Origin of the sequence: Agriterribacter sp., from assembly GCF_035445465.1 — a bacterium.
Lineage (GTDB): Bacteria > Bacteroidota > Bacteroidia > Chitinophagales > Chitinophagaceae > Agriterribacter.
In genome coordinates, this window is record NZ_DAOMQT010000018.1 from 40,149 (window position 1) to 52,851 (window position 12,703).

General features: G+C 44.3%; 10 protein-coding genes. 3 read left to right on the top strand and 7 right to left on the bottom strand.

The window, feature by feature from the left end:
• Window positions 1-41 precede the first annotated feature (41 nt).
• Window positions 42-794 (top strand): tRNA pseudouridine(38-40) synthase TruA, encoded by a 753-nt coding sequence (gene truA, locus PLE34_RS11115; protein WP_324556877.1) that lies wholly within the window; start codon window positions 42-44, stop codon window positions 792-794.
• Between the two features lie 17 nt (window positions 795-811).
• Here truA and PLE34_RS11120 read toward each other — a convergent pair whose 3' ends face one another.
• Both PLE34_RS11120 and PLE34_RS11125 read right to left on the bottom strand, forming a co-directional pair.
• On the bottom strand, window positions 812-1,714 hold the full coding sequence (locus PLE34_RS11120; protein WP_324556879.1) for an alpha/beta hydrolase fold domain-containing protein: 903 nt from the start codon (window positions 1,712-1,714) through the stop codon (window positions 812-814).
• A gap of 119 nt (window positions 1,715-1,833) precedes the next feature.
• Window positions 1,834-4,074: a ligand-binding sensor domain-containing protein gene (locus PLE34_RS11125; protein WP_324556880.1), complete on the bottom strand. Its 2,241-nt coding sequence runs from the start codon at window positions 4,072-4,074 to the stop codon at window positions 1,834-1,836.
• Between the two features lie 599 nt (window positions 4,075-4,673).
• On the opposite strand from PLE34_RS11125, the gene PLE34_RS11130 reads away from it, so the two are divergent.
• On the top strand, window positions 4,674-5,519 hold the full coding sequence (locus tag PLE34_RS11130) for an MBL fold metallo-hydrolase (RefSeq protein WP_324556882.1): 846 nt from the start codon (window positions 4,674-4,676) through the stop codon (window positions 5,517-5,519).
• A 24-nt stretch (window positions 5,520-5,543) separates the two neighbouring features.
• Here the strand turns inward: PLE34_RS11130 and PLE34_RS11135 are convergent, their stop codons facing one another.
• Window positions 5,544-5,951 (bottom strand): GNAT family N-acetyltransferase, encoded by a 408-nt coding sequence (locus PLE34_RS11135; RefSeq protein ID WP_324556883.1) that lies wholly within the window; start codon window positions 5,949-5,951, stop codon window positions 5,544-5,546.
• 12 nt (window positions 5,952-5,963) lie between these two features.
• Window positions 5,964-7,085: a GNAT family N-acetyltransferase gene (locus PLE34_RS11140; protein ID WP_324556884.1), complete on the bottom strand. Its 1,122-nt coding sequence runs from the start codon at window positions 7,083-7,085 to the stop codon at window positions 5,964-5,966.
• Between the two features lie 101 nt (window positions 7,086-7,186).
• Between PLE34_RS11140 and argS the strand changes: the two genes are divergently transcribed.
• Window positions 7,187-8,968: an arginine--tRNA ligase gene (gene argS, locus PLE34_RS11145; RefSeq protein ID WP_324556886.1), complete on the top strand. Its 1,782-nt coding sequence runs from the start codon at window positions 7,187-7,189 to the stop codon at window positions 8,966-8,968.
• A 182-nt stretch (window positions 8,969-9,150) separates the two neighbouring features.
• Here the strand turns inward: argS and PLE34_RS11150 are convergent, their stop codons facing one another.
• The 3 genes from PLE34_RS11150 to PLE34_RS11160 form a co-directional block, all read right to left on the bottom strand.
• A complete protein-coding gene (locus tag PLE34_RS11150; protein WP_324556887.1) occupies window positions 9,151-9,603 on the bottom strand; it encodes a DoxX family protein in 453 nt (150 codons plus the stop codon).
• 207 nt (window positions 9,604-9,810) lie between these two features.
• Window positions 9,811-11,505 (bottom strand): amino acid permease, encoded by a 1,695-nt coding sequence (locus PLE34_RS11155; RefSeq protein ID WP_324556888.1) that lies wholly within the window; start codon window positions 11,503-11,505, stop codon window positions 9,811-9,813.
• A 229-nt stretch (window positions 11,506-11,734) separates the two neighbouring features.
• On the bottom strand, window positions 11,735-12,700 hold the full coding sequence (locus tag PLE34_RS11160; protein WP_324556890.1) for a polyprenyl synthetase family protein: 966 nt from the start codon (window positions 12,698-12,700) through the stop codon (window positions 11,735-11,737).
• Window positions 12,701-12,703: the final 3 nt, after the last annotated feature.

Genomic DNA, 12,703 nt, shown 5'->3' on the forward strand with positions numbered 1-12,703 from the left:
TTTAATTTTGCAGTCATCCGGCTTAATAACGGATTATAGTAATGCAAAGATATTTTATAGAAGTGGCATATAAGGGCGCAGGCTATGCCGGTTTTCAGATACAGGAAAATGCGGTTACCATACAATCGGAGATCCGGCAGGCGATGGCTGTTCTGTTCAGGCAGGACATATTACTTACCGGATCGTCACGAACCGATGCCGGCGTTAACGCGCTGCAGAATTTTTTTCATTTCAACTTTGACCGGCCCATACCGGAGCGGTATATCTACAATCTCAATGCTATACTTCCGGCTGCTATTGTAATTAAACGGATCATTCCCGTACACGCCCATGCCCATTGCCGGTTTGATGCCATAAGCCGTGAATACAGCTACCATGTATACAAAAACAAAAATCCATTTTTATATAACCAGGCTTATTATTTTCCCTATACTATTGATTTTGATTTGCTGCAGCAGGCAGCATCCGCCATTATGGAGCATACCGATTTTACAAGCTTTTCCAAACGCAACACACAGGTGAAAAATTTTATCTGCCGTATTACGGAAAGCCGGTGGAGCAGGGAAGCAGATCATATGATTTACCACGTAAAGGCCAACCGCTTTTTAAGGGGTATGGTAAGGGGGTTGGTGGGTACCATGTTACAGGCAGGAAGAGGAAAGATCAGCATTGAAAGTTTTCATACCATTATTGCAGGAAGGGATTGTACCAAAGTCAATTTTGCCGTACCCGGTCATGGGTTGTTTTTAGAGAAGGTGAATTATCCTTCCCATTATTTTATGCAGTCATCTTAATTAACGACACGTGTTGCTCACGGGTAATATTGCTCCAGCCAGGCAATCATCGCGGCAAATACATCTGCAGCTACGGGCGGACGCAGTTCATGCTTTTCGCCCGGATATAATTTTATTTGTGACGGAACACCTAAGTCCTGCAATTTTTTATATAGTTTTTCCGATTGATTAACATGCACCATTTCATCGGCCGTACCATGAAATATAATGGTAGGAACGGCTGTTGAACCGGTAAGCTGAAAATAAGGGCTGGCCTCCTTTACTATCTTCGCAGCGGTATCGGAGGTTCCCAGGAAATTAACAATAATGGCATTGCTTTCAGAACCGGGTTGGCGAACAGTTTCATCACTTAAATCTGTAGGCCCAAAAATATCCACTACTGTTTTTACCTGCTTCAAGCTATCATAGCCATAAGCGTACAGCATAGCAAGATGAGCGCCTGCACTGGCTCCTATTAAAGCAAAATGATTACCATCATATCTATACTCTGCTGCGTTTGCAGCAATGAAAGCCAGCGCTTTTTTTACATCTTCTATTTGCGCGGGAAAAGTATTTTTTCTATCCTTTACCAAGCGGTAGTTTAAAGATGCCAGGGCATATTTGCGTTTCCCTACCAGCTCTTCTATCAAAGCTTTTGGAAACTCCCTTTTATCGCCCTGTACCCAGCTTCCGCCATGAATATATACGATCACTTTGGTATTGCTGTTCCGGTCATCCGGTAAATACGCGTCAAGCAGGTTATCATTGCCGTCAGCATCAGCATATTGTACATCTAATATCTCCGTATACAACTGGTGCCTGATAACAGCCCCGTGCTTTGCATTATTAAGGGTTGGCGAAACGCTTTTTTCGTTGCGGTAGGAAGTGAATAAAGCAGATGCGAAAATAATAAGCGCACAGAGGTACTGAGCTATCTGCATGGTAAAATCTTTATCTTTTCAAACAGGGGTTATAGCACACACAATCTAAAGAAAACGCCATGAATTATATTGGAAAGTTTTCTCTTTTTATCCACAACAGGATAATCTTTCCTGTATCCTTAATCAATCATTTTCAAATATTTTCCCATCCAGTAAGGCAGCAGCCAGAATACCGGCTCCCTTTCCATATCGGGATAGCCGTTTATGGCCGACCAGGGATTCTTATCCCATCGCACTGCGGTGCGGATGCCGGCCGGCGGCAATGCATCTACCTGCAGGTCGTCCAGCACCGGCTCGTGTACCATTTTTACATCTTCTCTTTTGCTATGGTCAAATCTCCAGTTTACCAGGTCGAGCGGGGTATCTGTAAGGAATGCAACAGACGGCGTTAGTTCCACTTTTTTATTCCTGGCATAACAATACAGGAAATTAATCAGGGGGCTTTTATCGTTCTTTCTTTTTCCCATCCAGTTGTCCAAATGCTTTTCATAAAAAGCCAGCAGCTCAGGATCTTTTTCACAGCCGGTGAGAACAGGATACAGGTAGGACTGAAGAATAACATCGAAATATATAAAAAAAGCAGGGTTTTGTTCAGGAACCTTTGCCATATTTTCGAGGTAATGTTCCTCCCTGATCAGCCGCAGGTAATGTTCCTGGTATTTGGCGTTTCCGGTCATGTGATAGGCCAACTTTAAAAAGGTTAACAGCTCCATTGAATTCTGATACCGGTCGGGCAGCCACTCCGGGTCGCGGTTTAGCTGATCCGGGCTCCATACCGACCAACGGGTATGCGTACCGTCTATATCTACCATATTAAAATTATGGCTGATCAGGTGATCAACCAGCCGCGCAACATGTTCGGCAACTATTTTTTTTTCCTTAGCATCTGCCACCAGTTCATAGTAAAAATAATAGCTCATCATGTGCCCGCACCATTCATCGCTGCTTGTGTCGCCTTTCCACAGCCATTTTCCATCCTTCGATTTCCGCCAGCGGTTTTCCACCGGCTTAAACCGGGGTTCCTTCACTAATTCTTCAGCCAGTTCCCTTTCGGTATATTTTCTGTTAGGATCATGTACGTTATTGCCCCAGCCGGCAGGTACGATTGTTCTTGCAAAAAACCCATCGGTGCCCGTTATGGTTTGTAACAATTTTAAAAATGTAAAAGCTTTTTTCGCTTTCTCTTTCGCGTCTTTACTTTGGGTTGCCGCATAGCGGAAGCATTCCATAGCCAGGTAGCTGGCAGTAAATTCTCCGTCATTATCATCATCTTCGGGCTGCCAGTTGCTCACATCTTCAGGGTCCTTTAACCGTGCCGGGCCTGCTATCCACGGTTCGCGTATATGGCGTTTCATCATGATGTCGTAAAAGAAATCCTGCTTTTGTGCCAAAGTCATTTTTTTTCTTTTGATAGCGCTTACGCCTTTAGGGGTAGCGATCCATGCATTACCTTCCTGATCAAAAGCGATATCCGTTACTTTATCGTCTAATAACCAGCGCCGGCCAAAACGCAGGGTATGTGAGCCATCAGGCGCATACCGTACAATGCCCACATCGGTACCTGCCCACATTGCGTCATCGGGAGAACGTTCCACGCAATTAACATAAATGGAAGGCACGCCATCGGCCGGCTGAAGCGTCTGTACTTTGCTGTTGTTTTGAAGAATGCTTATCCCGCCCAGTCCACCTACCCATAACCGTTGCTTACTGTCGAATGCAAGTCCCTTTGCATAAGCGCTGATGAGCGTGCCCGTATCTATAAAGTGCCGGATATTGTTATTTGCTATGTGATATATCCCAACATCGCTGGTTATCCATACGCCATTGCCGGCATCGGCAACAGCATCCCGTATAGAACGCGCGATAACGTAATCTTTTTTAATAAACCGGTTTTGGCTGTATACCCATAAGCCTTCCGGGCCAAAAGCATACAACTCTTTTCCTGCAGCGCATAATGCTGCAACAGGGCCCCTTGTGCCGGGTACTTTGAGAAGGGTATTGTTTTGGAAAACATAAACGCCGTTCCATGTTCCCAGCCACACCGCATGTGCATCATCCGTAATTACCGCATAAGCCGGGCCTTTATCATTACCACTGATGACGTCCGTCCATTCAAAGGCATCCTGCTTTTTCATATAGATGCCTTCCGCTGTGGCCACCCAAACATTGGACGCATCATCAACGGCAATGCTCCTTATTTCATTTTCCGCCGCACTTTTTCCTACACGATACGCCTCATGGTATTCCTGCCAGAAAGCCGTGTCTTTCATGCTGGCTGGCATATACGAAAGCTGTGCGAAGGCGTTTTGGGCAATAACTGAACAAAGCAGGCAATAAAGAAGACACGATCTATTTTTCATACTGTATAAATGTAAAGTCTGAAGCCAAAAAACCGAAATCCTATGGAATACAAAGAACCAAGAACCAAATCGCAAAAAACAAATAAATTTCAAATCAGAAGTCGAAAATTCGAAACCCGAAGGGCGCACCAAAAAAAAATTACAAAAAAATAAACCCTGTCTGCCGAAGTGCAGATGGTTTCCTCCCCACATCATGCTGATGGCTCTTTTCAACTACTTGTAAAGTATGCTTTTTATACGAACCAAGTATGAAACTGAGACAAGACATTTATTGTTCGACCCTTTCAGGGTCGTAATACTGCTATTCGATGGTTATAAACGTTTGGACCCCTTCAGGGTCAATACAAGTCCTTATGCGAAAAGTGGCCAATACACTATGCAGGAAGGAGACCGCTCCCAGAATGTTCTTTTATTCCTATCCTGAAAGGATACAAGGTTTATAATTTGAAATACATCCAACTAACCATTCGTAATTTATTTACTTTTGGTATTTTGCCTTTTCCCGTTGCTTATGGTAGCCGAAGCCCGGCTGCTTTGGGATTCTTTCTTCGAATTGCTGAATTCCGGCTTCGGGTTTAACCATTTAAAATTTAGAGACGATGATCCCGGCAATTATAAAAGATGAAGATTTTATAGCGCAGGTTCAACAGTATGAAAATGATAAAAAACATTTTCACCTGTGGTGGCTGGGGCAAAGCGGCTACCTGTTGCTATGGCAGGGAAAAAGAATATTGCTTGACCCCTATCTTTCGGATTCCCTCACAAAAAAATATGCCGGTACTGCCAAACCACATACACGCATGAGCGAAAGAGTAGTAAACCCTGAGCTGTTAAAGAACATTTCTATCGTAAGCTCCAGTCATAACCACACCGACCACCTCGATGGCGAAACCTTAATACCCATTATTAAAAACAATCCCGGCATCACCTTCATCATTCCTGAAGCCAACAGAAGCTTTGTTGCCAACAGGGCGCAAATACCTCAGGCTTTTCCTGCAGGACTAACCGAAGGCATGCATTTAACCGTTGGTGATTTTACTTTTTATGGCATTGCCGCCGCACACAATACCGTTGACCGCAATGAAAAAGGAGAATGCCTTTATATGGGATATATTATTCAGTTTGGTAATTATACCATCTACCACAGCGGCGATACGCTCTGGTACGCCGGTTTGGAAAAGGCACTAAACCCGTTTGCAATAAACCTGGCCTTACTTCCCATTAACGGCAATGATCCGGCAAGAGGCGTTGCAGGCAACTTTAACGTACAGGAAGCAGCGGCTTTGGCTAAGGCAGCAGGCATACAACATGTTATTCCCTGCCATTACGATATGTTTACTTTTAACACGGCAAACCCGGCTCATTTTGCCGCTAACGCGAAAGCGGTTCAGCAAGCTTATAGCATTTTACCCATTGGAGGGCACTGGAGCAGCGAAGTTTTATAAGCATTGAAGCTTTTCCACACATCATCACTTCAATTCATCCGCATGATCAATATAAAAACAGTATTCATGGCGCTTCATACCGATATGCGGATAATAATGTACAGCGGCAGGCGCTGCCAGTAAGATCAGCTTTGCTTTTGGCGCCGCCAATTGGGTACGCCGGATCAGTTCCTTGCCAATGCCTTTACGCTGGTAATCTTTGTCAACGGCAAGGTCTGACAAATAAGTGCAAAATGAAAAATCCGTGAGCGAACGGGCCACGCCAATAATATTGCCATTATCCCTTGCCGTAAGTATAAGATTGCCATGGGCAAGCATGGCGGTAATGCGTTCAGGATCATTAACCGGCCTGCGTTCCCCAAGCGTGGAGCGTTGCAGCACGCTAATGAACTCATCGCAGCTCAGGTCGTTTTCTACCTGGTAACTGATCATGTAAAAATAATTTTAAAAAGTATACCTGTAGGTAATATGTTTTTTAGAAAAAGTAGCGCCTGTTGCTTCATGCAGGGCAAGCATTTTAGTATTAAAATCCCCTACCCAGGAAAGCTCAAGCTCTTTATATTGCTGCAGGGGCAGCACATATTCTTTCAGCTTAATGATTATAGCCGATTCCAGTCCATGCTTTTGAAACTTCGCTTTGGTTCCCATAATTACGGCCCGCATCCGCTTATTCTTACGGCTCCATTTGTTTAGCATGAACTTCAGCTTACTCCATATGCCTAACCTGCCATTCAAATTGCTGATCAGCTCATTGGTATCCGGAACAATCACTACCATGGAAGCCGGTTCCCCATCTACATAAGCAAACCAGATCAGCTTTTCATCCATAATGATCTTCATCTTTTCAAAGGTTTCACGTATAGTGATGTCCGTTATAGGTGTAAAATTCTCAAAGTCCTTCCAGGCATCATTATAAATCTCTTTAAAATCATTGGCAAAACGCTGAAACTCCTTTTTATTCAGGTGCTCAAAATGGTAACCCGGCTTTTTGGCCACCCATTCCGCAATTTTGGTAAAGCGCTCCGGAAAAGGTTTATATATTTCTATCGAATTGGATATCTGCTCATACAATGGCGTGAAACCATATCGCTCAAACAATCTTTTATAATAAGGCTGATGATAATTCATCCCATAGTACGGCGCCGCAAAGCCCTCTGCCAGCAATCCCCACCACATATCATTTTCTCCAAAATTTACAGGGCCGTCCATGGCCTTCATACCCTTTTCAGCAAGCCACGCTTTAGCCGTATCAAACAACAGGTCGGCAGCGTCCTGGTTATCGGCACATTCAAAAAAACCACAGCCTCCCGTGGGCACTTCAGTGAGATACGCTTTTCTATTGTTTATAAAAGCGGCAATGCGCCCAATTACCTTCCCGTTTTTATTTTTCAGTATCCACCTTATACATTTCCCGTTCTGGTGATAACTGTTTTTACGCGGGTCAAATACCCATTCAATATCCCTGTTCAAAGGACATATCCAGTTAGGATCATTTTTATATATTTTCCGGGGAAGATCCAGGAAGGATTTTCTTGTGGCGGCATTGTTAACTTCTATGATTTGCATAAGATATTGCGCTGCTTAACCGGCGCATTCCTACAAAATAACATAAAAAAAGGATTGAAGACGCATATCCTTATTTTTGCAGTCCTTTAAAATGTGGGGTCATGTCCGTTACATCAACCATTCAGTCCGCCGTTATTGCAGCATTGGAACAATTGTATAACCAGGCATTCAGTGCAAAGGATTTCCAGATCAATCAAACCAAACCTGAATTTGAAGGCGATTACACCGTAGTGTTATTCAGCCTGCTTAAACCATTAAAGCAATCGCCTGATGCTTTGGGCAAAACCCTGGGCGCATATTTAACAGAAACCCACCCTTCCCTGTTCTCAGCTTTTAATGTAATAAAGGGCTTTCTAAATCTGAATATTGCCGGTAGCTACTGGGGGGCGGTACTGAACGATAATTACCAGGACGGGATGTATGGAAGAAAAGAAAAAAAAGGGAAAACCATTGTAGTGGAATACGCTTCGCCCAATACCAATAAACCTTTGCATTTGGGGCACCTGCGCAATATTTTTTTAGGATGGAGTATATCGGAAATTTTAAAAGCCGATGGCTATGATGTGGTTAAAACCTGCATTGCCAACGACAGGGGCATCCATATTTGCAAAAGCATGGTTGCCTGGCAAAAATTCGCTAACGGGGCCACCCCGGAAAGTACCGGCGCCAAAGGCGATCATTTTGTAGGCGATTATTATGTGCTTTTTGGCACGGAATACAAAAAAGAAATACAGGAGCTAACGGCAAAAGGAATGCCTGAAGCGGAAGCGGAAAAGGAAGCGCCCATTATGAAAGCCGCCCAGCAAATGCTGGTAGACTGGGAAGCGGGCAAACCGGAAGTAATAGCCCTATGGAAAAAGATGAATAGCTGGGTATACGCAGGCTTTGATATTACCTATAAGCGAATTGGCAGCGATTTCGATAAAATGTTCTATGAAAGCGACACCTATTTGCTGGGTAAAAAATTGGTGGAAGAGGGATTACAAAAAGGTGTTTTCTTTAAAAAAGAAGACAACAGCGTATGGGTTGACCTCACCGCAGATGGATTAGATGAAAAGATTGTACAGCGAAAAGACGGCACGGCCGTATACATTACACAGGACATTGGATTAGCCGTTGAAAAATACGAAGCTTACCGGTATGACCAGAGCATTTACGTGGTAGGCGACGAACAAAATTATCACTTCAAAGTATTGCAACTCATATGCCGGAAACTGGGACTACCTTCTTCCGAAGGTATTTACCACCTCAGCTATGGCATGGTGGAGTTGCCTTCGGGCCGTATGAAAACGAGGGAAGGAACAGTGGTTGACGCTGATGATATGATAGATGAGATGATAAAAGTGGCGGCGCAAAAAACCGAGGAGCTGGGCAAGGTAAAAGATTTTACACCGGACGAACTGGATAAGCTGTATAACACTATAGGCCTGGGCGCATTAAAATTCTTCATTCTGAGAGTTGATCCCAGGAAAAGGATGATCTTTAATCCTGAAGAAAGTATAGACTTTCATGGCTTCACTGCTTCCTTTGTGCAATTTTCGCATGCCAGGGCAAAAGCGATACTGCGGAATGAACAACCCGATCAGCATTTTTCCCTGCAGCACAACGAAGCCCTGCTGCCTTTGGAAAAGGAACTGATCATTTTATTGGAAAGATACCCGGCTATTATACAACAAGCGGCTTATGAACATAACCCCTCCGTAATAGTGAACTATTGCTACGAACTGGCAAAAGCCTTCAATTCTTTTGTAACGGAGCATCGCGTGCTGAAAGCGGAAACGGAAAATAAAAAACAGCTACGCCTCCGCATCTGCCAGATGACGGCTAATGTTATCGCTTCCGGTATGGCACTGGCGGGAATTGAGGTGCCGGAGAGAATGTGAAAATGCGAAGATGTGGAAATGTGAGAATTTGAAAATCCGGCAATTTGAAAATTTGAAAATGAAAATACATTTTGATTTACGCTAAACACCACTGTGTCTTTGTGCCTCCGTGTTCCCGAAAACACTTCTAAGCCGGAAGACCCCTGAAACCTGTGACCTGTAACTTCATATCTCCTCCCCCATTATCTGCGTTGCCGCTCCGCCTGCCTGCGCATTTGTTCATCTACAGAAAGAGGGCCGCTGCCGCTTACCAAAAAAAAGATCAGCAGAGCTAAAATTATTATGGATAGCCACAATCCTTCATTGGGCGACAAAATCCCCGCATCGGCATTAACAAAAAAAACAGCGCCCAGTAAGATGGGTACCTGCACTAAGCATGCCAAACGGGTAAGCAACCCAAAAGCGATCAACGCACCCCCTACGATGTGCGCAAATACTACATAATGCGCCAGTACGCCGAGCGACATGGAACCGAGAAATTCACTTTTAGCCATGAGGGCGCTCAACTGATCCATGTTATTGATAAATTCCACACCGCGTATAAAAAGAAATATACCCAGCAACATGCGGATGAAATCGAGCCATTTGGGGTGATGCGTGTCTCCCCATCTTTCCATACTATGAAGGAGGTTCATATGGCAAAGTTTTAGATGAAGAAAGGAACTAATACAATGTACAAAATTTCCCTGAAATATTATAGCAATGATTGGCTGCAGGATGTGCAGGTTACAGGGTGCAGGTTACAAGGAGGCCTCCGTGGTAATGTACACCATTTTACTGTGTTTTAAAGGGAAGCACGTGTTTATCATTTCCACATTTTCAAATTTTCAAATCAAATTAGCTCATTTCGCCAGCTTACTATGCCTGTATCCATACAAAAAATAAATGGCGAGCCCCAATGCCATCCACACAAAAAACCACAGCCAGCTAACGGCAGGAATTTCAATCATGAGGTATAAACAAAACAACACACCCAGTATGGGAATAAGCGAATATTTCCGGATAAAGGTAAGTACCGCAAGTATGGTTGCTATTACAATAAAAAGCAGGAAAAGCACTTCCTGGTAATTTTCGTGCCCCAGGTTTTGTACCGCGTCTGCCACACGCTGCCGGAACAGGTAAATGAATACAGCAAGTAAAGCAGGCACAATATACCTTCCGTTGATATAGGGCAGCCTGAATCCACTATCACCTGCCGGCCTTGGCGGTAATAACAACACACCGCCCGATACCAGTACAAAAGCAAATAAGGTTCCTATACTCGTAAGATCGGTAACCAGTTCCGAAGCAATAAACAGCGAAGGTATACCTACTATAATGCCGGTAACAATGGTAGCAAAGGAAGGTGTTTGGTATTTGGGATGAATGGTTTGAAATTTCTTAGGTAATAACCCGTCGCGGCTCATGCTCATCCAAATACGGGGCTGACCGAGTTGAAACACCAGCAATACGCTGGTAGTGGCTACCACGGCGCTTACAGAAACGATCTTCTCTATCCAGGGGGCGCGCTGTTCAAAAACAAAAGCCAGCGGGTCGTTGATATTCTTAAAATTGGAATAGTTTTCAATACCCGTTAATATAAGCGCAATAAGAATATACAACACCGTGCAAATGATCAAAGAATAAATCATGCCCCTGGGCATATCGCGCTGCGGATTCCTGCATTCTTCAGCCGTGGTAGAAATCGCATCAAAGCCTATATAGGCGTAAAACACAGCCGATACGCCTTTTAATACCCCTTCAAAACCGTTGGGCAAAAAAGGCCGCCAGTTATTGGTATCTACAAAAAAAGCGCCGGCTACTATAACAAATATGATGACAGCAATTTTAAAGATCACCATAAAATTGGCCATACGCTTGCTTTCCTTCATACCTATATAAGCCAGCCAGGTAATGAGCCCCACAATAATAAAAGCAGGCAGGTTAAAAAACAATTTACCGTTTCCAAACGATGGCGCATTGTTCCAGGCATCAACGGCAAACTGGTATTTACCGGTGTCTGCGGCCGATAATGAACCTGCTGCCAGTGCCCGGGTGGCCTCCGTGTAAGCGCTTTGTGCCGTCATCGGGTCCACCAGCATCCAGTCGGGCAAATGAATATGAAATACGTGTACAAGCAGGTTATTGAAATAGCCGCTCCACGATATGGCCACCACCACATTGCCGATAGCATATTCTAATATCAGCGCCCAGCCTATTACCCAGGCAATCACTTCCCCGAACGTAACATACGAGTACGTATAGGCGCTGCCCGCTACAGGCACGCGGCTGGCAAACTCTGCGTAACACAACGCCGAAAAGCCACAGGTTACGGCGGTAATAATAAATAAGATGGAAATACCCGGACCACCATTAAATGCGGCATTGCCGATGGTAGAGAAAATACCGGCGCCCACCACAGCGGCGATACCCAAAAAAGTAAGATCACGTACCCCCAGCACTTTTTTCAGCCCACGGCTATGCTCATCCGCATCTCTTGCCTGCGCGTCCTCTATGATCTTATGTATGGATTTTTTTCTGAAAAGCGGGTGGCCCATGCTGTTGCATTTTGGTTGTTTCAATCCGCCAAAATAGTTTAAAATCGGGTAACGGTGGCAGGAGAATAAAAAAAGCGCCAAATCATAAATCATAAATACGAAGCCTGAAAACCTAAATACGAAGGAGTACAAAGAACCAAGAACCAAATGACAAAGAAAAATCAAAAGTCAAATCCGAAGAAGAAAATCCGAAATCCGGACACTTTGCAACCTGCAACTTGTAACTTGCTCAATGTTCCCTTTGTACCAAAAACAAGGCAAGCTCCTGCAACGGTTGCTTACGGCTGCTGATAACAGCGGTATCTTCTAAGTGCTGCAGGGCCAGTCCGAGGTATTTATCTTTCAGGTTTTTTGCCCACACATCCACTTTGCAATCTGTAAAAATCTGCAATACGCTTTCTACCTTTCCCGGAGGATTTTCTTTCATTAAACGCAACAGTTCTTTTTTCTGAACAGGCGTTGCTACTTCAAGCGCCTGTATGGTAAGAAAGGTTTTTTTATTGGCCATTACATCCCCGCCGGGTTGCTTCCCGAATTTTTCGGGATCGCCAAAGGCATCCAAATAATCGTCCTGCAACTGGAAAGCGATACCGAGATTTTTGCCAAAAGCATATAAATGATCCTGGTTACCTTCCCCGCTGCCACCCAGCATGGCGCCCATTTGTAAGCTGGCTGCCAGCAATACCGATGTTTTTAAGGTAACCATGTGCATGTATTCATCAAGGGTTACCTCCGCTCTTTCTTCAAAGTCCATATCTAACTGCTGCCCTTCACACACTTCCCTGGCTGTTTTGTTAAACACGTGCATGATCTTCGGCAGGTGCAGCGGGTTGATCTTACTTAAATAATCATATGCTGCTACTATCATCACATCACCGGCAAGCAAAGCGGTAGGCTCACTGTATTTTACATGAACCGTTTGCCTTCCGCGCCTGAGCGGCGCCTTATCCATAATATCGTCGTGAATGAGTGTAAAGTTGTGGAACAATTCTACGGCATGAGCCACATGCCAGGCATCAGGCTGAATAACATCGAACAACTCATTACCCATCAGGCATATCACCGGACGGATACGCTTGCCGCCGATAGACAGAAAATATTCCGCCGGCTGGTATAATGAAGGCAGTGTTTCAGGGAAATGCCTGGTATTGAATTTTTCAGCAAATTGCTTTGCGAGCGTTTCAAATGAAAACATAAT